This is a genomic window from Tenacibaculum tangerinum (genome assembly GCF_029853675.1).
GTDB lineage: Bacteria > Bacteroidota > Bacteroidia > Flavobacteriales > Flavobacteriaceae > Polaribacter > Polaribacter tangerinum_A.
This window is the reverse complement of sequence record NZ_CP122539.1, coordinates 1555587-1576524: the sequence shown is the minus strand read 5'-3', so window position 1 is coordinate 1576524 and position 20938 is coordinate 1555587. Positions and strand designations below refer to the sequence as shown.

The 20938-nt window shown below is 33.7% G+C and carries 27 protein-coding genes and 5 tRNA genes; 17 read left to right on the top strand and 15 right to left on the bottom strand.

The features are described from left to right. Window positions 1-35 precede the first annotated feature (35 nt). From P8625_RS06865 to uvrA, 15 genes are all read right to left on the bottom strand, one after another. Window positions 36-2222, bottom strand: coding sequence for a peptidase domain-containing ABC transporter (locus tag P8625_RS06865; protein ID WP_279652717.1), 2187 nt, complete (start codon window positions 2220-2222; stop codon window positions 36-38). A gap of 67 nt (window positions 2223-2289) precedes the next feature. Continuing rightward, a complete protein-coding gene (locus P8625_RS06860) occupies window positions 2290-2466 on the bottom strand; it encodes a hypothetical protein (protein WP_279652716.1) in 177 nt (58 codons plus the stop codon). Window positions 2467-2478: 12 nt separating this feature from the next. Next, window positions 2479-2634 (bottom strand): hypothetical protein, encoded by a 156-nt coding sequence (locus P8625_RS06855; protein WP_279652715.1) that lies wholly within the window; start codon window positions 2632-2634, stop codon window positions 2479-2481. 35 nt (window positions 2635-2669) lie between these two features. After that, window positions 2670-2828, bottom strand: a complete 159-nt coding sequence (locus P8625_RS06850; protein WP_279652714.1) for a hypothetical protein — start codon at window positions 2826-2828, stop codon at window positions 2670-2672. Window positions 2829-2872: 44 nt separating this feature from the next. After that, window positions 2873-3121 carry a hypothetical protein gene (locus P8625_RS06845; protein WP_279652713.1) on the bottom strand — a complete coding sequence of 83 codons (249 nt, stop codon included), beginning with the start codon at window positions 3119-3121 and terminating at the stop codon, window positions 2873-2875. A 16-nt stretch (window positions 3122-3137) separates the two neighbouring features. After that, window positions 3138-3320 (bottom strand): hypothetical protein, encoded by a 183-nt coding sequence (locus P8625_RS06840; protein ID WP_279652712.1) that lies wholly within the window; start codon window positions 3318-3320, stop codon window positions 3138-3140. Window positions 3321-3336: 16 nt separating this feature from the next. Then, window positions 3337-3525: a hypothetical protein gene (locus P8625_RS06835; protein WP_279652711.1), complete on the bottom strand. Its 189-nt coding sequence runs from the start codon at window positions 3523-3525 to the stop codon at window positions 3337-3339. 47 nt (window positions 3526-3572) lie between these two features. Continuing rightward, window positions 3573-3758 carry a hypothetical protein gene (locus P8625_RS06830; protein WP_279652710.1) on the bottom strand — a complete coding sequence of 62 codons (186 nt, stop codon included), beginning with the start codon at window positions 3756-3758 and terminating at the stop codon, window positions 3573-3575. Between the two features lie 2 nt (window positions 3759-3760). After that, a complete protein-coding gene (locus P8625_RS06825; RefSeq protein ID WP_279652709.1) occupies window positions 3761-3919 on the bottom strand; it encodes a hypothetical protein in 159 nt (52 codons plus the stop codon). A gap of 346 nt (window positions 3920-4265) precedes the next feature. After that, complete coding sequence (locus tag P8625_RS06820; protein ID WP_279652708.1) at window positions 4266-4502, bottom strand: hypothetical protein; 237 nt, start codon at window positions 4500-4502, stop codon at window positions 4266-4268. A gap of 11 nt (window positions 4503-4513) precedes the next feature. Next, window positions 4514-4723, bottom strand: coding sequence for a hypothetical protein (locus P8625_RS06815; protein WP_279652707.1), 210 nt, complete (start codon window positions 4721-4723; stop codon window positions 4514-4516). 16 nt (window positions 4724-4739) lie between these two features. Further along, window positions 4740-4934, bottom strand: a complete 195-nt coding sequence (locus P8625_RS06810) for a hypothetical protein (RefSeq protein ID WP_279652706.1) — start codon at window positions 4932-4934, stop codon at window positions 4740-4742. 127 nt (window positions 4935-5061) lie between these two features. Further along, a complete protein-coding gene (locus P8625_RS06805) occupies window positions 5062-6651 on the bottom strand; it encodes a vitamin K epoxide reductase family protein (protein ID WP_279652705.1) in 1590 nt (529 codons plus the stop codon). Between the two features lie 115 nt (window positions 6652-6766). Next, window positions 6767-7450, bottom strand: a complete 684-nt coding sequence (locus P8625_RS06800) for a DNA-binding response regulator (RefSeq protein WP_279652704.1) — start codon at window positions 7448-7450, stop codon at window positions 6767-6769. 138 nt (window positions 7451-7588) lie between these two features. Continuing rightward, entirely contained in the window at window positions 7589-10414 is a 2826-nt protein-coding gene (uvrA, locus tag P8625_RS06795) for an excinuclease ABC subunit UvrA (RefSeq protein WP_279652703.1), read from the bottom strand. A 114-nt stretch (window positions 10415-10528) separates the two neighbouring features. On the opposite strand from uvrA, the gene P8625_RS06790 reads away from it, so the two are divergent. The 17 genes from P8625_RS06790 (at window position 10529) to nusG (ending at window position 20890) form a co-directional block, all read left to right on the top strand. Then, window positions 10529-10756 (top strand): PspC domain-containing protein, encoded by a 228-nt coding sequence (locus tag P8625_RS06790; RefSeq protein ID WP_279652702.1) that lies wholly within the window; start codon window positions 10529-10531, stop codon window positions 10754-10756. Then, window positions 10753-11757: a potassium channel family protein gene (locus P8625_RS06785; RefSeq protein ID WP_279652701.1), complete on the top strand. Its 1005-nt coding sequence runs from the start codon at window positions 10753-10755 to the stop codon at window positions 11755-11757. The genes P8625_RS06790 and P8625_RS06785 overlap by 4 nt, the downstream gene beginning before the upstream one ends. Then, window positions 11757-12656, top strand: a complete 900-nt coding sequence (rfbD, locus tag P8625_RS06780; protein WP_279652700.1) for a dTDP-4-dehydrorhamnose reductase — start codon at window positions 11757-11759, stop codon at window positions 12654-12656. The genes P8625_RS06785 and rfbD overlap by 1 nt, the downstream gene beginning before the upstream one ends. Before the next feature lie 88 nt (window positions 12657-12744). Then, on the top strand, window positions 12745-14361 hold the full coding sequence (locus tag P8625_RS06775; protein WP_279652699.1) for an alanine/glycine:cation symporter family protein: 1617 nt from the start codon (window positions 12745-12747) through the stop codon (window positions 14359-14361). 90 nt (window positions 14362-14451) lie between these two features. Beyond that, window positions 14452-15288: a ComEA family DNA-binding protein gene (locus P8625_RS06770; protein WP_279652698.1), complete on the top strand. Its 837-nt coding sequence runs from the start codon at window positions 14452-14454 to the stop codon at window positions 15286-15288. 31 nt (window positions 15289-15319) lie between these two features. Continuing rightward, a complete protein-coding gene (locus tag P8625_RS06765; RefSeq protein WP_279652697.1) occupies window positions 15320-16486 on the top strand; it encodes an acyl-CoA dehydrogenase family protein in 1167 nt (388 codons plus the stop codon). Between the two features lie 244 nt (window positions 16487-16730). Next, complete coding sequence (gene rpsU / locus P8625_RS06760; RefSeq protein ID WP_279652696.1) at window positions 16731-16928, top strand: 30S ribosomal protein S21; 198 nt, start codon at window positions 16731-16733, stop codon at window positions 16926-16928. A gap of 85 nt (window positions 16929-17013) precedes the next feature. Then, window positions 17014-17901, top strand: coding sequence for a tyrosine-type recombinase/integrase (locus P8625_RS06755; RefSeq protein WP_279652695.1), 888 nt, complete (start codon window positions 17014-17016; stop codon window positions 17899-17901). A 14-nt stretch (window positions 17902-17915) separates the two neighbouring features. Continuing rightward, on the top strand, window positions 17916-18224 hold the full coding sequence (gene hpf / locus P8625_RS06750; protein WP_279652694.1) for a ribosome hibernation-promoting factor, HPF/YfiA family: 309 nt from the start codon (window positions 17916-17918) through the stop codon (window positions 18222-18224). A gap of 98 nt (window positions 18225-18322) precedes the next feature. Next, a tRNA-Thr gene (locus P8625_RS06745) sits at window positions 18323-18396 on the top strand. A 43-nt stretch (window positions 18397-18439) separates the two neighbouring features. Further along, window positions 18440-18522: transfer RNA gene (locus tag P8625_RS06740), tRNA-Tyr, on the top strand. 22 nt (window positions 18523-18544) lie between these two features. Further along, window positions 18545-18617, top strand: a tRNA-Gly gene (locus P8625_RS06735). Window positions 18618-18628: 11 nt separating this feature from the next. Beyond that, window positions 18629-18701: transfer RNA gene (locus tag P8625_RS06730), tRNA-Thr, on the top strand. A gap of 75 nt (window positions 18702-18776) precedes the next feature. After that, entirely contained in the window at window positions 18777-19964 is a 1188-nt protein-coding gene (gene tuf, locus P8625_RS06725; RefSeq protein ID WP_279652693.1) for an elongation factor Tu, read from the top strand. Between the two features lie 59 nt (window positions 19965-20023). Further along, window positions 20024-20096 (top strand) — tRNA-Trp (locus P8625_RS06720). Window positions 20097-20147: 51 nt separating this feature from the next. Further along, a complete protein-coding gene (gene secE / locus P8625_RS06715) occupies window positions 20148-20339 on the top strand; it encodes a preprotein translocase subunit SecE (RefSeq protein ID WP_279652692.1) in 192 nt (63 codons plus the stop codon). Between the two features lie 2 nt (window positions 20340-20341). Then, window positions 20342-20890 carry a transcription termination/antitermination protein NusG gene (nusG, locus tag P8625_RS06710; protein WP_279652926.1) on the top strand — a complete coding sequence of 183 codons (549 nt, stop codon included), beginning with the start codon at window positions 20342-20344 and terminating at the stop codon, window positions 20888-20890. Window positions 20891-20938 lie beyond the last annotated feature (48 nt).

Genomic DNA, 20938 nt, shown 5'->3' with positions numbered 1-20938 from the left:
CAAGGTTTGTGTCTATTCTTCGCGATAGAATGTTTTTATTTACCTAAATCTAGTTGGTTTTTAACTAGATGATAATAATTTCCTTTTAGTTTAATGAGTTCTTCGTGTGTTCCTTTTTCAATTATTTTTCCTTTATCCAATACCACGATTTGATGTGCATTTTTTACTGTACTTAATCGGTGTGCTATAACCACGGCTGTTTTATTCGCAAAAAAGGTATTCAATTTTTCCATAATCACTTTTTCGTTATTGGCATCTAATGCGCTGGTAGCTTCATCGAAGAATAAGAACTTTGGGTTTTTATAAACAGATCTTGCTATTAACAATCGTTGTTTTTGACCGGTACTGAGTCCGTTACCTTCACTACCAATTTTAGTATTGTATCCGAGAGGTAATCCTTCAATGTAATCATCAATATTGGCTACATCAATAGCATGAGCTAATTTTTCTTTATCAACGAAATCTTCACCTACAGCAATGTTTTTAGCAATAGAGTCATTAAAAATATATCCTTCTTGCATTACGACTCCACAATTTCGCCTCCATTCTCTTTGCGAGATGTTTTTGAGGTTAAAATTGTTAATCATAATATCTCCTTCATCTACCTGATAAAAACCGAGTAACAACTTCATTAGTGTACTTTTACCGCTTCCACTAACCCCCACAATCGCTGTGGTTTTATTAGCTGGTATTTCAAGAGATAAATTTTTTAAGACAGGTTCTAATCCCCCTGTATATCTAAATGAAATATTGTTTAATTTTATAGAAGCGTTTTCAGGAATGTTTGTTACTTTTTCATCACCAGGTTTTTCTTCGTCTTCCATGTTATGTATTTCACCAAGTCGATCTAAAGAGATTTGAGCATCTTGTATATCTCTCATAAAATTAATTAGCTGTGTAATCGGTCCGTTTAACTGCCCAACGATGTAGCTAATGGCCATCATCATCCCTAGCGTAATTTGTCCCTCAATAACCAGCTTGGCAGATAATACGGTAATAAACATGTTTTTAAGTTCGTTAATAAAGTTAGACCCTACACTTTGAGTTTGCTCTAACGCAAGGCTTTTGGTGGCTACTTTAAATAAACGAGCTTGTACATATTCCCAATTCCAACGCATACGTCTTTCAGCATTATGAAGCTTTATTTCTTGCATTCCGTTGATAAGTTCAATTACTTTACTTTGTTCTTGACTTACTTGTGAGAAACGCTTGTAGTCTAATTCTTTTCGTTTTTTAAAGAAGAACAACACCCATCCAAAATAGAGTACACTACCTAGTACAAATACCCCAAAAATTTGAAGGCTATAATAGGCTAAGACTAAACTAAATATGATAAGGTTGAAAAAAGAGAACAATACCGTTAACGAAGAGGTGGTTAAAATTCTTTCAATACGTTTGTGGTCGTTAATTCTTTGTAATAAATCTCCTGTCATTCGTACATCGAAGTAGGAGATGGGTAACTTCATTAATTTGATAAAGAAGTCTGATATTAACGAAATATTAATCCGAGTACTTAGGTGTAATAAAATCCAGCTTCGAATAATTTCTAGGGAAGCTTTTCCTATGAATAAGAATAATTGAGCGAATAATATCAAATACACAAAGTTTAGATCTTGGTTTTTAATCCCTACATCAACGATACTTTGTGTTAAAAAAGGCAGTATTAATTGTAATAAACTACCCGCAAGAAGTCCAATGATTAATTGAACGATAAATTTTTTATACTTGAATAGGTATTTGAAAATGAATGAAAAACCAAACTTTTCATCCTCTTCAAATTCTTCTTGGTAAAATTTAGGAGTTGGTTCAACAAGTAAAGCGATTCCTTCTTCTGTATTTTCATCAGCATTGTTGCCAATCCAATGTTGTATGAACTCCTCTTTGTTGAAAGTAATCAATCCGTGTGCTGGGTCAGATATATAAACGGTATCTTTCTTTATTTTGTAAAGAACTACATAATGGTTTTTATTCCAATGAATAATGCAAGGAAGAGGTGCTTCTTTAAGTTTACTAAAGGCTAATTTAATTCCTAAAGATTTAAAACCAATAGACTCAACAGCTTCACTTAAACCAAGAAGACTACTGCCTTCTCTAGTGGTTTCACTGAGTTTTCTTAATTGTTGCGTGTTAATGGTTTTACCATAGTATTTTGCTATGATTTTTATACACGTAGGTCCGCAATCTTTTGCTTCTGTTTGTTTGTAATTTGGGAATTTTTTCAAGTTCAATTTTGTTATAATGTATAACTAGGTTAGAAATATACAATTTCTAACCTAGTTATAGTAATTATTATGAGCAATAAGGTTGCAAAAAGGCGTAACTAGTGTTTATACATGTACCTCCTGAGCAACAATCATATCTACCTGAGCAATCTGAGGATCTTACACAAGAAAAAAAACCTCCATTAATTTTAGATTGTTGTTTTTTATCTAAAGCTTTCCCTAAATTTAAAATTTGTTTTTTCATTTGTTTTGCTTTTTAATTATCACAATACATTCTGTAATCTTCTCCTTCCATACATAATCCAACATAAGGGCTGTCTTTACAGCATCCCATGTGTCTAGGGCAATCTGCATGAGAGTAGCATGCGATAGCTATACCCCCATTAATTTTAGTTTGTTCTGCCTTTGGCAAAATTTTTCCTAATCTTAAAATTTGTTTTTTCATGATTAAATAGATATTAATTGGCAGTAAGTTTCTGCACATCTCCAACCAAAGTCTTCACATATGCGGTCTCCATTGATGTCGCATTGCCTTCTACCTCCATTAATTTGAGTTTGTTTTGCTTTGTTTAAAACTTTACCTAAGTTTAAAAGTTGTTTTTTCATTTGTTTTGTTTTTTAATATTAATATTGTTAAATTGATTGTTATTTTATGCGTAGTAGCAACAGGTGTCGTACTCGTTTTCACAAAATCTATGAGGATTAATACACCCAGACCCACCACCACCAGGTCCACCTCCCGATGAATGGTCTTTGACACAGAAATCGTTTTCGCAATAACTTCCAGCTGGGCAATTTCCTTGATAGTCACAAAAACCAATGATGTCGTCACCTCCATTAATTAGTTTTTGAGTTGTTTTGTCTAAAACTGTACCCAAGTTTGAAATTTGTTTTTTCATGATTTTTAGTTTTTGATTAATAGCACCAAAAGCATTTTCCGTTGCAGTAATCTGTGCCAAAGAGCCCATATTCACAGTGTAAAGAATCTATTTCCATACCTCCTGTACCACCACAACACTGTGGATCACGTCCCCCATTAATGAATTGTTGTTCCGATTTATTTAAAGGTTTACCTAAGTTTAAAATCTGTTTTTTCATGATGTTTAGTTTTTAATTAATAACAAGCCCAGCATTGTCCGTTACAGTAATCTGTTCCGTAAGTTCCCATTGAACAGTGTGCAGAGTTTACTATTATACCCCCAGTACCACCACAACATGCAAGTAGTGGGTTACGTCCTCCACTAACTTTTTTTTGTTCTGCTTTTTTTAAAGCGTTACCTAATTTTAAAATTTGTTTTTTCATTGTTAAGTTTTTAAAGGTTTCAAGACCTAATGTTTAGGTTCTACTTTTTATGTTGGAATACAAACTCTATTGATGCAATGAACAGGGTAGCCATCATTCTCTTCAGTACAACAATCTGAATTAAAACGACATGCACCAAAAAAGGGTGAACAAGATCTAAGACCGCCTCCACTAATAATTTTTTGTTCAGCTTTGTTTAAAGCTTTACCTAAGTTTAAAATTGATTTTCTCATGATTAAAAAGGCATTAATTGGCAGTAAGTTTCTGCACATTTCCAGCCAAAGTCTTCACATATACGGTCTCTATTAGCATCGCATTGCATTCTACCTCCGTTAATTAAAGTTTGTTCTGCTTTGTTTAAAACTTTACCTAAGTTTAAAAGTTGTTTTTTCATATTTAGAAGTTTAAAGTTGTTTTTAAAAAATTAAAGAAAGCTCAACTTATAAATCATATGTATTACATAATATATTTCAAAAGTTACAATGGTTTTTAAATGAGCTTACGTTTGAATTGAAAACTATTCTAACTTAAGGCAGGGTTGAGCAGGGCAATTGCCTGTAGGATAGTTAGGAGCTGAGGGGTAATAACATATATTACTACAACAGTGTTGTCCACCTCCACAGTCAGAGTCACATTGACAATATGTTGGTCTTCCTCCGTTAATTCGGGTTTGTTCTGCTTTATTTAAAGCGTTACCTAAATTTAAAATTTGTTTTTTCATGATCTTTAGTTTTTACTGATTAACACCCTGTACAGCTAATGCCGCCATTTGGACAAAACTGCCACGGATGAGTACAATTGTTACTGCCACCTGCACCATTATCATTATCTACATAGCAATAAAATCCGTTACAATATTGACCAGAAGGGCAACTGTTATTCTCGTCACAAAAACCTACAGGATTATCACCTCCATTAATTAGCTTTTGAGTTGCTTTGTCTAAAATAGTACCCAAGTTTAAAATTTGTTTTTTCATGATAAATGTTTTTAGATACAACACTCTGTTGCTGGATGGTATTGGCAGCCTGAAATATATGTTCCTCCACAACTGGCATTGTTTTGAGCTAAATGACTTGTGGTACAGCATCTCAGTGCTGGATCACAACATAGAGTAGGCTTTAATTTTAAACCTCCATTAATTTGAGTTTGTTCTGCTTTATTTAAAGCGTTACCTAAGTTTAAAATCTGTTTTTTCATGATGTTTAGTTTTTAATTAATAACAAGCCCAGCATCGTCCGTTACAGTAATCTGTTCCGTAAGTTCCCATTGAACAGTGTACAGAGTTTACTATTATACCCCCAGTACCACCACAACATTCACGTGGAGAGATAATATGTCCTCCTCCACTAACTTTTTTTTGTTCCGCTTTTTTTAAAGCTTTACCTAAGTTTAAAATTTGTTTTTTCATAATTCAAATATTAAGGTTACTTTTGCGGCGAACATTTAAAGACACTCACCATTGTGTCTATTCTTCGCGAGAGAATTTTGTTCAAACATGCAAAGCCCTTTACGGGGCTTTGTCTTTTATATATAGCTTACATACTACTCATTAAAACTTGAGAATTTTCTTCTAGGTCTTCAATAAATAGTATTAAATCAGTTCTTTTGTATTCTTTTGGAAATGATCTTCCATTAATTAATATTTCTGGAGTAAAGTTGATAGCGTTTTCTGTACACCATTTTTTTTCTTCTTCTAGTACAGCAATATATGGCTCTTTATTTTCACAGGTACCCCATTCTTTTAACCAATCGGCAGGTTTTTGCCCTTCGTAAATAGCGTCCATGGCAGTTAGGCACTCTTTTTCACCCTTGGTGTTGTATATTTCTATAAGCCTACTAGTAATCTTTACAATATCATTTTCTTTATCTTCTGTATTGATGTTGAAACGTATCTTGATTTTTACCTTATCTTGATACCTTTTAAAAATTTCATCAACATGGGCATGAACAGGCTTACAATGTCCGCAAAAAGGATTGGTGATAATGGTTAATTCTAGGTTAGCGTTTGGATTGCCAAATACAATTTCTTGACTATTATCTAATTGCGTGTCGATTTGAGGCGATTTTTGAAGTAAATTATCAAATAGCGCATAGTTTCTTTTGAATTTTACACTTTCAATTTTTTCTTTTTTAAGTTCATTAACTTCAGTAAATAAAGGTTTTATATAGTTCCATGTAATCCATGTTAGAGTAGCAACCAATCCAAAGGTAATAAAATCAGCTACGACAAATTCCTCTATATAGCTATTGCTTAAAACGGGAATTAAAGCTTGTAGCCATAGTACTCCAACAATACTCAAACACAAAAGACACCATTTTTTTACCACAGCGTATTGGTAGTATAAAGAGTATAGAGTAATAGGTACAGCGAGTAAACTGATAGTGTAAGATATTACAGGATTAGAAATTTGTATAAAGGTTAAAAGTGATAACCCAGAAAAATAAAGGATACAGAAATCACTTAATTTATACCCCTTAAAAACTTCTGCGCCTTTAGAGGTTAACACGGCATCACAGTCTTTTTTATCGTCAGTACCTGAGCAAAAAGCATCTCCAATAGAGGTTTTTAGCCCTAATTCTTGCTTAACAATGGCAACGCTAATAAAAACGCCTACTATCGATAGCAGAAAAAAGAAAGTGCTGTACCAAGAAGAGGTGTTGTTGAATACATGAAATAATGCTAGACCAATAATTAGAGAAAAGCCGACAGCTTTTGCTAGCTTAGTATTGTCTTTAGGTGCTTGATAATTTTCTGTTTCTTCAACAGCTACGATAATACCTGTAAACTTACTAAGAAAATCATCTTCAGATATTTTTTCTTTTTTATTTTCTGAATTATGAATAATGTATTCAATGTCGTTTTTTTCGATAACAACTAAATCTTGACCATAATCGGTGTTTATTTGTGCAATAAAGCAATCGGGCAGTTGTGAGAGCGTTTCTGAATTTACAGGAACGTCGGCAGCAACATTTTCAATGTTAAAATGATCTAATACACCTGTTATTGCATGTAAACTCGGATAAGAAGGATGGCTTTGAATTTGAAAAGCCAACTCTTCTTTGTCAAAAGAAATTTTGTTTTTCTTAAGTAATTTTTGTACTAAATTGATTAATGTGTCTTTCAATGGTAAAGGATTTTAAAGAATAACTATTTTAATTTTTTCCCAAAACTAATTTTTGATTTTGATCTTTTTTATAGAAAAACCATAAAAAAAGTAAGGAAAAATCGTATTTTTATTTCTAAATAAAGCCTTTTTCTTTGGCTATTAATATCAACTCCCTATCTCCTTTAGCTTTTACATTAAAAACTTTTTTTAGATGTCTTTTACGCTTTTCAATGCTTGCAGCAGAAAGAGGGATGTAATTAGGCATTTCTTTCATTTTAGAGCCTAAGGAAAGTTCATATAAAATTTTACGGTCTAATGAATCTATAGAAAAGTTGTTAGAAACTTCTTTTCTTAAAAGACTTAAAACTGTTTTGCTGTAGTAAGGAATATTGTTTGTTATATTCTTTATTGCGTTTTTTAGTTCTTTTGAAGTTAAGTCGTTTTTTATAATAAAACCTTCTGGATTTAAACTTTTAAAAACACTATGAATTCTGTAGTTGTCATTACAGTCAGTACAAATAATTATTTTGGTACTGGGTAATAACTTTCTTACTAAAAGTCCAAGATCTTCTCCAGAAAGTATTTTTCTATTATTAGAAGGAGAGAGCTTTAAGTCTAAAACAATAAAATTTAGAGTAGTTTCTTTTTCAATTGTTTTCTTCACAATGTCGTAAGCTCCATTACAATTGTAAGTAATATCAGTGTTAAAACTAAAATTAGGATTTAGTCTAGCAATTTTAGATATTATATTCTGGTATGTCTCGCAAATTAACGGACAATTATCTGCAATTAACACAGATTGTTTTTCTATTCTCATGGTCAAATAATTTCGGGGGCAATACTATTGATTTTAATAAATGCTTAAAATCAGATTATAAATCTAAGCAAACTATTTTAAAAAATCAAAAGTTATATGTTAAAAATAAGTTATTAAAACGAGAATATTGTTAAGAATTTAATTTTTTAACTCTTTTCTTAAGAATTTTGCCGTGTAGCTTTTCTTGTGCTGAGCAACTTCTTCAGGAGTGCCAAAAGTTACTAATTCTCCTCCTTTTTTGCCCCCTTCCATGCCAATGTCGATGATATAGTCGGCGAGTTTAATAACATCGAGGTTGTGTTCTATAATAAGTACAGTATTTCCTTTATCAGTGAGTTTGTTTAAAACATTCATAAGCACACGAATGTCTTCAAAATGCAACCCTGTAGTAGGTTCATCGAGAATATAAAAGGTGTTTCCTGTGTCTCTTTTTGATAGTTCAGAAGCCAATTTAATTCGTTGTGCTTCGCCACCAGATAAGGTGGTAGACTGTTGCCCAAGTGTAATATATCCCAAACCAACGTCTTTGATGGTTTTTAGTTTTCGATGTATTTTAGGAATGTGTTCAAAAAAAGCAGTCGCTTCGTTAATAGTCATTTCTAATATATCTGAAATTGATTTACCTTTATAACGAATTTCTAAGGTTTCTCGATTAAAGCGTTTTCCTTGGCAAGTTTCGCATTCTACATGAACGTCGGGGAGAAAATTCATTTCAATAACACGAACTCCACCACCTTGGCAAGTTTCGCAGCGTCCGCCTTTTACATTAAAGCTAAATCGGCCAGGTTTATAGCCTCGAATGGATGCTTCTGGGGTTTTAGCAAATAAACTTCTAATTTCACCAAACACTCCTGTGTATGTAGCAGGGTTAGAGCGCGGAGTTCTACCGATAGGAGATTGGTCAATGTCAATCACTTTGTCGATATGTTCTAATCCGTCAACTTTTTTATAGGGCATCGGTTTTTTTACCGCTCTATAAATGTGGGCATTTAAAATAGGGTATAAGGTTTCGTTAATTAAGGTAGATTTCCCACTTCCTGAAACTCCTGTAACACATATCATTTTTCCTAACGGAAATTCAACCGAAACATTTTTTAAGTTGTTGCCAGAAGCTCCTTTTAAAGAGATTGTTTTTCCGTTTCCTCCACGACGTTTTTTAGGAACCTCAATTTCTTTTCTTTTAGATAAGTAATCTGCGGTTAGCGTATCATGGTCTTTTAAATCGTTAAAAGTTCCTTTACTTACAATTTCACCTCCGTGGCGCCCTGCACCAGGACCAATATCTAAAACGAAATCGGCATTCTTTATCATGTCTTCATCATGCTCAACTACTAAAACAGAATTTCCTACATCACGAAGTTTGATTAGCGAGTCGATTAATTTTTGATTATCACGTTGATGTAAGCCAATACTTGGTTCATCTAAAATATATAATACACCTACAAGTTGTGAGCCTATTTGTGTTGCCAGTCGTATACGTTGTGCTTCTCCACCAGATAGCGATTTAGACGTTCTGTCTAAAGTTAAATAATCCAATCCCACATCTAATAGAAATTGAATTCTGGTACGGATTTCTTTTAAAATTTCGGTAGCAATAGTGCGCTGTTTTTCAGATAATTTTGTGTCAACTTTTTGAAACCAATCAGCCAATTCTAGAATGTCCATCTGTGCTAAATCGCTAATGTTTTTGTCAGTAATTTTAAAGTGAAGGGCTTCTTTTTTTAGACGCTTCCCTTCACAAACTGAACAATTGACTTCATCCATAAATCCTTTTGCCCATCGTTTTATAGAGGTGCTTTCAGAGTTTTTATACTGATTTTCAATAAAAGCAATAATTCCTTCAAAATCAATTTCATAGTTTCTTGTAACTCCAGCTGCTTTTGATTGGATTTCAAATGTTTCTTTCCCGCCATGTAAAATAACGTTCATAGCTTCTTTTGGAATACTTTTTATAGTATCAGTTAATTTAAAGCGATAACGCTCGGCAATAGTTTGTAACTGTTTAAAAATCCAACTGTTTTTTTGTTCTCCTAAGGGAACGATACCTCCGTTTTTAATAGAAATACTCTCATCTGGAATTATTTTTCTAGGGTTTATCTCGTTAGTGATTCCTAAGCCGTTACAGTGAGGACATGCACCTTTTGGCGAGTTGAAAGAAAATGTATTCGGTTCAGGATTTGGATAAGCGATGCCTGTAGTAGGACACATGAGTTCACGACTAAAATAACGAGGCTTTTCATCATCAACATCAATTACCATTAATATATTATCACCCGTATATAAAGCTGTTTTAATCGTTTCTTCTAAGCGTTTTTCAGCGGCGTTATTTACGACTAAACGGTCGATAACCACTTCGATATCGTGTGTTTTGTAACGGTCGAGTTTCATGCCTTTTTCTATCTCGCGAATTTCTCCATCGACACGAACACGAATAAAACCTTGTTTAGAAATTTGTTCGAATAATTCACGATAATGTCCTTTTCTCGATTTAATTAATGGAGCAAGAATAGCAATACGTTTTCCGTCAAAATCTTTTAAAATTAGATTTTTGATTTGCTCGTCAGAATAGCTCACCATTTTCTCACCTGTATTATATGAATATGCATCGGCAGCACGTGAGAAAAGCAATCTTAAAAAATCGTATATTTCAGTAATCGTTCCAACTGTAGAGCGTGGACTCTTATTGGTTGTTTTTTGTTCAATAGAAATTACTGGCGAGAGTCCGTCAATTTTATCTACATCAGGTCTTTCCAAGCCACCTAAAAACTGACGTGCATAAGCAGAAAATGTTTCAATATAACGACGTTGCCCTTCTGCATAAATAGTATCGAATGCTAAAGAAGATTTTCCGCTTCCGCTTAACCCCGTAATAACTACAAGTTTTTCACGAGGAATTTTAACATCAATATTTTTTAAATTATGAGCACGGGCTCCGTAAACTTCTATGTATTCTTGTTCTTTCAAAGTGAGTATTTTACCAAAAACAGCAAAGTTACCAAAACCAAATTTATTTTGAAGTAGTGATTGTTAACAAATGATTTGAAATTGGTATCTTGCGATTAAACTTAAACAAGTAAAATGAAGTTGATTAATTCTGTACGACATTTTTTTGAACGGTATGGGTTCAATGTGTCTTCACGGTTTGCAGACCGTTTAGGTATTCGAGCAACCAATGTTCGTTTGTTTTTTATATACATGTCATTTGTAACCATAGGACTGTCATTCGGATTGTATTTAACAATGGCATTTTTATTACGATTAAAAGATATGATTTACACCAAAAGAACCTCCGTTTTTGATTTATGATTAGTACTGTAATTCAATCAAGGCTATATAAGGCTGTAACCTTTTCTGTATTGATCGTTTCAGTAGGAGTATTGGGGTATATCTTGTTATTTGGATATTCTGTAGTGGATGCCATTTATATGACAATCATAACAATTAGTACGGTTGGTTTTGGAGAAGTACATCCTTTTGGAACAGGAGAAAAACTATTTACGATAGGTTTAATCATATCCAGTTTATTTATCTTCGGGTATGCAGTATCATCATTTTCAGAATATTTAATTAGTGGGCAATTTTTTCATCAAATAAAAATAAAAAAAGTGCAAAAAAGAATTGAACAATTAAACGGACACACCATAGTATGTGGTTACGGAAGAAACGGAAAACAAGCTATTTCAAAACTAGAGAGTTATAAAAAAGAAGTAGTAGTTGTTGAAAAATTTGAGAGTATGGTGAAACAGATAGAAGCAAGAGGAGTGCTGGCTATAGAAGGAGATGCTACGCTCGATGAAACATTAGTAAGAGCCGGAATTATGAAGGCTGCAAACCTAATAACAGCCTTGCCTTCTGATGCAGATAATTTATTTGTGGTATTAACCGCAAAGCAACTAAATAAAAACTGCAAAGTAATTAGTCGAGCATCTAAAGAAACCTCCTATAGCAAGTTAAAAATAGCTGGGGCAGATAATGTAATTATGCCAGATAAGTTAGGAGGGTCTCACATGGCTTCTTTAGTGGTTACCCCAGATGTTATTGAGTTTGTTGATAGACTAACTATTGAAGGAGAAACTACAGCAAACTTAGAAGAAGTAGTTATTAATGATTTGCCAGAGAGATATATCGATAAAACAATTTTAGATTTAGATTTACGTAGAAGAACAGGATGTACAGTTATAGGATATCGTACTCCAAATAAAGACTATATTATTAACCCTGAAGCATCAGTAAAACTAGAAGCAGGAGGAAATTTAATTGTGTTAGGGCGTCCTGAACAAATTAAAACGCTGAGAGAAATTTTTTAATGAAAAAGATTGTTATTACGGGAAGTAATGGTTTGTTAGGGCAAACCTTAGTAAACCTCTTGCTAGAAGAAAAAGAAGCGTATGAGGTTGTAGGTTTTTCAAAAGGAGAGAATAGAAGTGGAAGAGATGATTTTGAATACCTCTCAATAGATATTACAAACCAAGAACTTCTTTATAAAGCACTTGTACATTATAAACCAGATGTAATTGTAAACACAGCGGCAATGACAGATGTCGATGCTTGTGAAACTAATAAACAGGTTTGTGATAAATTAAATGTAGCTGCAGTTGAGTATCTGAAAAACTACTCGGAAAAGAAGAATACTCACCTCATTCATATTTCAACAGATTTTATTTTTGATGGAAAAAACGGACCCTACAAGGAAACCGATAAACCTAATCCGTTAAGTTATTACGGACTCTCCAAGTTGAAGTCTGAAGAAGTTTTAACGAACTCTAATGTACAATATACTATTTTACGAACCATATTGGTTTACGGAAAAGTAAAAAATATGTCACGAAATAACATTGTGTTATGGGTAAAGAAATCGTTAGAAGAAGGCAAAGAACTCACCATAGTAAACGACCAGTTTCGTATGCCAACCTATGTTGGCGATTTGGCTTTCGCCTGCAAACAGTCAATTGATAAAAAAGCAGTTGGAATATTTAATGTTTCATCTAATAAGTTATTGAGTATTTACGAAATAGCGCAGCAAATAGCTGAGGTTTTTAATCTGAATAAAAACTTAATAAAGCCAGTTTCAACCGTAGAGTTAAATCAAGTAGCACACCGTCCTGCTAAAACAGGTTTTGATTTAACAAAAACTCAAAGAAAATTAGATTTGCATCCAAAATCTTTTAAAGAAGATTTACAAAAAAATAAACAAAGCCTAACATAAAAAACATATTTAACAATGAAAACTTGTCGTAAGTGCATTTTTTTATGATATTGCAGGCAACAAAATCAAAAAATAATCAAAAACAATTATGAATAAAAGATTACTGACACTGCTTTTTACTCTAGCACCAATGTTTACTTTCGCTTTTGAAAGTACAACAGACAAAATAGATTCGATTTTTAAAGATTATACAGGGTGGTTTGTAAATGCAATATTTTACGAAATTCCATTTTCGGAAAATTTTAAAATACCTTGGGTGTTAATTGTTTTGATAGGTGGTGCACTATATTTTACCTTTTATTTTAAATTTATAAACTTCGTAGGTTTTAAAACTGCTATACAAGTAGTAAGAGGAAAATATGAAGACATAGAAAAGCACGGTGTTGATAAATTATACGGAGATCAAACCCCAGGGGGAGATATTTTTGAAACGATAAGAGACGAATCGGTAGACGGTGAGGTTTCTCACTTTCAAGCGTTAACCGCAGCTCTTTCTGCGACTGTAGGTTTAGGTAATATAGCAGGTGTTGCTGTTGCATTATCTATTGGTGGTCCAGGAGCTACTTTCTGGATGATTTTGGCAGGTTTGCTAGGAATGGCTTCTAAATTTGCAGAGTGTACCTTAGGGGTAAAATATAGAGATGTAGGTGAAGATGGAACCGTATACGGAGGACCCATGTATTACCTAACAAAGGGATTAAAAGAAAAAGGAGTAGGAGGAATAGGTAAAGTTTTAGCAGTTTTATTTGCAATCTTTGTTATAGGAGGTTCGTTTGGTGGAGGAAATATGTTTCAAGCCAATCAGGCAGCTGCTCAGTTTACTAAACTTTTTGAATTAACAGGGCCAAACTCAGGATTGTATTTTGGTTTGGTAATGGCTGTTTTAGTTGCGGTAGTAATTATTGGAGGAATAAAAAGAATTGCTTCGGTAACTGAAAAAGTAGTTCCTTTTATGGCAGGAATTTATGTGCTAGCAGCGGTAATTATATTGTTTGCAAACTTTAGTTTAATAGACGATGCTTTTGGGTTAATCTTTGAAGGTGCATTTTCAGGTTTAGGAATAGCAGGAGGTTTAATAGGAGTTATGATTCAAGGTATTCGAAGAGGAGCCTTTTCTAACGAAGCAGGGGTAGGTTCAGCCGCCATAGCGCACTCAGCAGTTCGTACCAAGTACCCAGCAAGTGAGGGTATTGTTGCATTATTAGAGCCATTTGTTGATACCGTTGTTATTTGTACAATGACAGCTTTGGTTATCATTATTACAAATTTTGATGGTCAGTTTATGGAATATGGAGTTCCAATTAAAGAAGGAGTTGAGTTAACAGCAATAGCTTTTGATTCTGTAATACCTCACTTTTCAATTGTATTGACTATTGCCGTAATCCTTTTCGCATTCTCAACAATGATATCATGGTCTTATTATGGAATGCAAGGTTGGAAATTCTTATTCGGGAAAGGAAAAATTACTGATTTAGTGTATAAAATTTTATTCTTATTCTTTGTAGTAGTTGGGGCATCTATTAGTTTAGGCGCTGTAATTGATTTCTCTGATGCAATGATTTTTGCGATGGTAGTGCCAAATATTATTGGGGTAGTAATGTTATCACCAGTAATTAAAAAAGAACTATCTAAATACATGAATGCAATTAACAAGAAAGAAGAAGCAATTGAAGATGGAGCAGTAGACGTTAATAACCATCTGTAATCATAATAAATGAAAATATGTAAACCCCATTTCTGGTATTACAAACGCCAAAGAAATGGGGTTTTCTTTTTGCTGTTTACAATTGTTGTATTGCAAATCATTTATATGTTTGTCGATTTTTCTGCGGAAGAAGTTCAAGAGATAAAAACAAGTGAGTTACTAGCGTTTCAATATCAGGTAGACAGTTTAAAACAGGTTGAATTAACCAACAGAAAACCGAAATTATATCCATTTAATCCCAATTATATTACCGATTTTAAAGGGTATCAATTAGGAATGTCTGTAGAAGAGATTGATAGACTGCACAACTACAGAAAACAACAAAAATGGATTAACTCTGCTGAAGACTTTAAACAAGTAACAAAAATATCAGATAGCTTATTAAGTGAAATAGCTCCGTATTTTAAATTCCCAGATTGGGTCACTGCTAAAAATAAGAGAAAACCTCAGTCTACACCCAGAGCAACATTGATAAGCAGTAGTATTAACGAAAATCAAAACTCACAGTATGTGCAACCAACGGTGAGTACTACAAATCTTAATCAAGCGACTCAAGAAGATTTTGAAACTATTAGCGGAGTAGGAGAAGTGCTATCTTCTCGAATCATCAAATACCGAAAGAAACTTCAAGGATATTCACTTTCAGAACAATTGTATGAAGTTTGGGGCTTAGACAAAAAAACAGCCAACAGGGTTCTACAAACCTTCACAATAGTAGAAAAGCCAAACATTAAAAAAGTGAATATAAATACAGCTACATTTAAAGAAGTGCTAAAAAATCCATATATCGATTATGCGTTGTGCAAAAAGATTTTTGAATACCGAGATGAAGTAGCAGAGCTCCAGAATATCTCAGAATTAAGAAATATTAAAGACTTTCCGCTGAATAAATACGATAGAATAGTCTTATATTTGGAAGCTAAATAAACAAGCAACAAAATTTAATAAACAAACCACTATGAATAGTATGTACTTTACCGAAGAGCATGAGGCTTTTCGTCAGAGTTTTAAAGATTTTTTACAGAAAGAAGTAGTTCCTTACATAGAAAAATGGGAAAAAGAAGGTGCAGTAGAGCGTTTTATATGGAAGAAATTCGGTGAAATGGGTTACTTTGGTTTAAATCAACCAGAAGAATATGGCGGATTAGGTTTAGACCTTTTTTATACCGTTATTTTTTTAGAAGAGTTACAAAAAATAAATTCAGGAGGTTTTGCCGCTAATATGTGGGCGCATGCTTACTTAGCGATGACACACGTAAATAAAGAAGGAGATGAGCGTATTAAGAAAGAATACTTAACGCCAAGTATTGAAGGAGATAAAATTGGATGCTTGTGTATTTCAGAACCCTTTGGAGGGAGTGACGTGGCAGGTATGCGAACTACGGCTATAAAAAAAGGAGATACGTATGTAATTAACGGATCAAAAACCTTTATTACAAACGGTGTATACTCCGATTACTTAGTGGTGGCTGCCAAAACAAACCCTGAAGATAAACATAAAGGAATGAGTATCTTTATTGTTGATAGAGATACCCCAGGAATAGCAGCGACTAAACTTGATAAGTTAGGTTGGAAGGCTTCAGATACGGCAGAAATAGCATTTGATAATGTAGTAATTCCTGCTGAAAATTTAATGGGAGAAGAAGGGAAAGGCTTTCCATACATTATGCAACACTTTGCATTAGAGAGGCTAGTGATGGGTATAAATGCACATGCGCGCGCAGAATATGCTGTTGATTACGTAATACAATATATGAGTGAACGTGAAGCTTTCGGAAAAACACTAGATAAATTTCAAGCCTTACGTCATAAAGTAGCAGAAATGGCAAGTAGAGTAGATATGTGTAGAGAATACAACTATTCTATAGCAAAACGCTTAAACGATGGGGGGTATGTGGTAAAAGAAGCAAGTATGAGTAAGTTGCTTTCTACTAAGATGGCAGATGAAGTTATATACGATGCTTTACAGTTATTAGGAGGATATGGTTATATGGAAGAATATCCAATGGCACGTTTATTAAGAGATAGTAGATTGGGACCAATAGGTGGAGGAACCTCAGAAATACTAAAAGAAATTATTGCAAAAATGGTGATTGATAAAAAGGAATATAAACCAGCTACGTAATAGCGATTCCTATTTTTCGAAAATTTATTTTCGTATCATATAAAAGCAATTGATAGCATAAAAACTTAAAATCCTGCTGATGCAGGATTTTTTTGTTTAAAAAAAGATAAAAATAATTTTATTTTAAAGAATACTTTGTATATTTGCCGACCAAAATCAAATAAAATAATATAATTAACTGATATACTGTGTGTTGTCAGTGTTTAAAAAATATAGATACTACGATGAAAGGAGGTGCAAACATATGTTAATCATTCCAGTAAAAGAAGGAGAGAATATCGATAGAGCGTTAAAACGTTACAAACGTAAATTTGATCGTACAAAAACGATGAAACAACTACGTAACAGAAAGCATTTTACAAAGCCATCTGTAGAAAAACGTGCTCAAATGATTAAAGCATCTTACGTTCAGAGATTAAGAACACAAGAAGAAGTAGGATAGTAATAATCTTCAAAAAGTATAAAAAACCTGTATTGATGTCGATACAGGTTTTTTTTGTATCTTCAATTACTAAATAAAGTTAACAATGCTAATAGAAGCCTTTTTAGAATATTTAGAGTTTGAGAGAAAATATTCAAAAAATACAATTCAAGCATATAAAACAGATTTGATAGCTTTCAAAGATTTTTGTGAGATTGAGTTTAATCAAGGAGATTTAGAGAATATTCATTACAATCAAATTCGAACATGGATTGTTAGTTTAGTGAATGCTAATGTGACGAATAGAAGTGTGAATAGAAAAATAAGTTCTTTAAAAACCTTTTATAAGTTTCTGCAAAAGATTGGAGAAATAACGACAAATCCTTTGTCAAGTCACAAGGCGCTAAAAGTTCAAAAAAAAATACAAACAGCCTTTGATCAAAATGAAGTAAAAGAAGTTTTAAAATTAATAAACGAAGGGTCAGATTTTGAGTCGGTAAGAGATCGATTGATTGTAGAAATGTTATACTCAACAGGAGTGAGAAGAATCGAGTTAATCAATATTAAAGAAAAAGACATCGATCATATTGGTAAAACAATAAAAGTGTTAGGAAAAAGAAGTAAAGAAAGATATATAACAATCTTACCGTCAGTATATAAGACTTTACAAGAATATTTAAGCAAAAAAAGAGAAATTGACGAGGTAGATTTAGAGGTGCTTTTTGTAACTAAAAAAGGCGTTAAAATTTATGAAACTCTTGTTTACCGAATAATAAATTTGTACTTTAGTAGAGTGTCAACAAAAGCAAAAAAAAGTCCTCATATATTAAGGCATGCTTTTGCAACACATTTGCTCAATAACGGTGCGTCGTTAAATTCGGTTAAAGAATTACTAGGGCATTCAAGTTTAGCCTCTACCCAAGTGTATACGCACAATAGCTTGGAACAAATAAAAAAAGTGTATAATAAGGCTCATCCTAGAGAGTCAATTTAAAAGATCGAAGAATTATGAAGGTATTCACACAATCAGTAAATTTCTCAGCAGACCAAAAATTAATAGATTTTATTGAGAAAAAAATAGAAGGATTAGAAAAGTTTCATGATAAGATTGTTGATGCAGAAGTGTTTCTAAAAGTGCAAAAAACAAGTGAAAAAGAAAATAAAATTACTGAGGTGAAAATTAATATTCCTGGAGGTGAATTGATAGTGAAAAAACAAAATAAGACTTTCGAAGAAGGAATTAGCTTGTCGGTAGACTCCTTAAAAAGACAATTACAAAAATCGAAGGAAAAATCAAAGAGTACTTTGGTTTCATAATAAAGATAAAAAATAATTAAAAAAGTTTTAAAAATTAAAAATTACTTTTTACATTTGCAGTCCGTTAGAAATAGCGGATTGTTTTTTTATGGCAAAAAGCCGATGTAGCTCAGCTGGCTAGAGCAGCTGATTTGTAATCAGCAGGTCGTGGGTTCGAGTCCCTCCATCGGCTCTAAAAGAACAAAAGTTCATTAAAATTTTGATTTAAGATTTTTGGGGAGATTCCAGAGCGGCCAAATGGGACGGACTGTAACTCCGTTGTCTTACGACTTCGCAGGTTCGAATCCTGCTCTCCCCACAATCTCTTTTACAACAAAATTGCGGGAGTAGCTCAGTTGGTAGAGCGTCAGCCTTCCAAGCTGAATGTCGCCGGTTCGAACCCGGTCTCCCGCTCTAAATTCGTTGCCGACATAGCTCAGTTGGTAGAGCGCATCCTTGGTAGGGATGAGGTCACGGGTTCAAATCCCGTTGTTGGCTCTATTTTAGAGTTTATTTGACAAGAGTTTTAAAATAACACTAAATATATTTAACTAAGAATTAAAATTAATAATCATGGCAAAAGGAACTTATGATCGTTCGAAACCGCACTTAAACGTAGGTACTATTGGTCACGTAGATCACGGTAAAACTACTTTAACTGCTGCAATTACTAAAGTATTAGCAGATGCTGGATATTCTGAGCAGAGAGCTTTTGATCAAATCGATAACGCTCCAGAAGAAAAAGAAAGAGGTATTACAATTAACTCTTCTCACGTAGAGTATGCAACAGCTAACCGTCACTACGCGCACGTTGACTGTCCAGGTCACGCCGACTACGTAAAGAACATGGTAACTGGTGCTGCACAAATGGATGGTGCTATCTTAGTAGTAGCTGCTACAGATGGTCCAATGCCACAAACTCGTGAGCACATCTTATTAGGTCGTCAGGTAGGTATTCCACGTATCGTTGTTTTCTTAAACAAAGTAGATATGGTTGATGACGAGGAGTTATTAGAATTAGTAGAAATGGAAGTAAGAGACTTATTATCTTTCTATGAGTACGATGGAGATAATGGTCCTGTAATCGCTGGTTCTGCTTTAGGTGCATTAAACGGAGAGCAAAAGTGGGTAGATACAGTTTTAGAATTAATGGAAGCTGTTGATACTTGGATTGAAGAGCCACCAAGAGATACTGAAAAGCCATTCTTAATGCCAATCGAAGATGTATTCTCTATTACTGGTCGTGGTACAGTAGCAACTGGACGTATCGAAACTGGTATCGTGAACACTGGAGATCCTGTAGAGATTATCGGTATGGGAGACGAAAAATTAACGTCTACTGTAACGGGTATCGAAATGTTCCGTCAAATCTTAGATAGAGGTGAGGCTGGAGATAACGCAGGTATCTTATTAAGAGGTATTGAAAAGACTCAAATTAAGAGAGGAATGGTAATCTGTAAGCCAGGTTCTATAACTCCACACGCTAAGTTTAAAGCTGAGGTGTATATCTTAAAGAAAGAAGAAGGTGGACGTCACACTCCATTCCACAACAACTACCGTCCACAGTTCTACGTACGTACAACTGACGTAACTGGTAACATTAACTTACCTGATGGAGTAGAAATGGTAATGCCAGGTGATAACTTAACTATTACAGTTGATTTAATCCAACCAATCGCATTAAACACAGGTTTACAGTTCGCTATCCGTGAAGGAGGTAGAACAGTAGGAGCTGGTCAGGTAACTGAAATCTTAGACTAATTATAGTTTAATTATAAAGATATAAAGGAGTCTCTTTTTAGGAGAGACTCCTTTAAAATACGGGTTTAGCTCAGTTGGTAGAGCACTGGTCTCCAAAACCAGGTGTCGGGAGTTCGAGTCTCTCAACCCGTGCAAATCAGAACGAGTTGTAGTGATAACTGCAACTCGTTAAAAGGATAAAATATGAGTAACTTTATACAATACATTAAAGATTCTTTTGAAGAATTAAATACCAATATGACTTGGATTTCTCGTGAAGAAGCTCAAAAAACTACAGTAGTAGTTGCAGCATTTACCGTAGCCTTCGCTTTGGTTGTAGCAGCTATAGATAAGGTTTTTCAAACAGGATTGGATAACTTCTTTAAACTGTTTTAATGATGGCTGATTCAGTGATGAAGTGGTATGTGGTTAGGGCTATTGGAGGTCAAGAAAATAAGGTGAAAACCTATATCGAGACTGAGATTGCTCGTCATGGGTTGTCAGATTATGTGAGCCAAGTAATTGTTCCAACAGAAAAAGTTATTCAGATAAGAAATGGAAAAAAAATTAACAGAGAAAGAGTTTATTTTCCAGGTTATGTAATGGTAGAAGCTAATTTAGCAGGAGAGGTGCCTCACGTAATAAAATCAGTAACAGGGGTTATCGGTTTTTTAGGTGAAACAAAAGGAGGCGACCCTGTGCCAATGCGTAAATCTGAAGTAAACAGGATGTTAGGTAAAGTAGATGAACTTTCTGTTAAAGATGAAAATATCGCAATTCCTTATACAGTAGGAGAAACTGTAAAAGTAATTGACGGTCCTTTCAATGGTTTCGATGGAACTGTTGAAAACGTAAATGAAGAAAAACGTAAATTAGAAGTAATGGTTAAGATTTTCGGAAGAAAAACTCCATTAGAACTAAATTACATGCAAGTAGAAAAAATATAATTGTTACACCTATATTTTGATGCGTTTAAGCTTCCAATTTAAACACAT

Coding starts and splice junctions, on each gene's coding strand:
- rfbD (WP_279652700.1), top strand. CDS start 11,757: ATGAAAAAGATTGTTATTACGGGAAGTAATGGTTTGTTAGGGCAAACC.
- P8625_RS06825 (WP_279652709.1), bottom strand. CDS start 3,919: ATGAAAAAACAACTTTTAAACTTAGGTAAAGTTTTAAACAAAGCAGAA.
- P8625_RS06790 (WP_279652702.1), top strand. CDS start 10,529: ATGAAGTTGATTAATTCTGTACGACATTTTTTTGAACGGTATGGGTTC.
- P8625_RS06860 (WP_279652716.1), bottom strand. CDS start 2,466: ATGAAAAAACAAATTTTAAATTTAGGGAAAGCTTTAGATAAAAAACAA.
- P8625_RS06840 (WP_279652712.1), bottom strand. CDS start 3,320: ATGAAAAAACAGATTTTAAACTTAGGTAAACCTTTAAATAAATCGGAA.
- P8625_RS06765 (WP_279652697.1), top strand. CDS start 15,320: ATGAATAGTATGTACTTTACCGAAGAGCATGAGGCTTTTCGTCAGAGT.
- P8625_RS06850 (WP_279652714.1), bottom strand. CDS start 2,828: ATGAAAAAACAACTTTTAAACTTAGGTAAAGTTTTAAACAAAGCAAAA.
- P8625_RS06835 (WP_279652711.1), bottom strand. CDS start 3,525: ATGAAAAAACAAATTTTAAAATTAGGTAACGCTTTAAAAAAAGCAGAA.
- P8625_RS06810 (WP_279652706.1), bottom strand. CDS start 4,934: ATGAAAAAACAAATTTTAAACTTAGGTAAAGCTTTAAAAAAAGCGGAA.
- P8625_RS06845 (WP_279652713.1), bottom strand. CDS start 3,121: ATGAAAAAACAAATTTCAAACTTGGGTACAGTTTTAGACAAAACAACT.
- nusG (WP_279652926.1), top strand. CDS start 20,342: ATGGCTGATTCAGTGATGAAGTGGTATGTGGTTAGGGCTATTGGAGGT.
- P8625_RS06815 (WP_279652707.1), bottom strand. CDS start 4,723: ATGAAAAAACAGATTTTAAACTTAGGTAACGCTTTAAATAAAGCAGAA.
- P8625_RS06820 (WP_279652708.1), bottom strand. CDS start 4,502: ATGAAAAAACAAATTTTAAACTTGGGTACTATTTTAGACAAAGCAACT.
- hpf (WP_279652694.1), top strand. CDS start 17,916: ATGAAGGTATTCACACAATCAGTAAATTTCTCAGCAGACCAAAAATTA.
- P8625_RS06800 (WP_279652704.1), bottom strand. CDS start 7,450: ATGAGAATAGAAAAACAATCTGTGTTAATTGCAGATAATTGTCCGTTA.
- secE (WP_279652692.1), top strand. CDS start 20,148: ATGAGTAACTTTATACAATACATTAAAGATTCTTTTGAAGAATTAAAT.
- rpsU (WP_279652696.1), top strand. CDS start 16,731: ATGTTAATCATTCCAGTAAAAGAAGGAGAGAATATCGATAGAGCGTTA.
- P8625_RS06785 (WP_279652701.1), top strand. CDS start 10,753: ATGATTAGTACTGTAATTCAATCAAGGCTATATAAGGCTGTAACCTTT.
- tuf (WP_279652693.1), top strand. CDS start 18,777: ATGGCAAAAGGAACTTATGATCGTTCGAAACCGCACTTAAACGTAGGT.
- P8625_RS06755 (WP_279652695.1), top strand. CDS start 17,014: ATGCTAATAGAAGCCTTTTTAGAATATTTAGAGTTTGAGAGAAAATAT.
- P8625_RS06830 (WP_279652710.1), bottom strand. CDS start 3,758: ATGAGAAAATCAATTTTAAACTTAGGTAAAGCTTTAAACAAAGCTGAA.
- P8625_RS06775 (WP_279652699.1), top strand. CDS start 12,745: ATGAATAAAAGATTACTGACACTGCTTTTTACTCTAGCACCAATGTTT.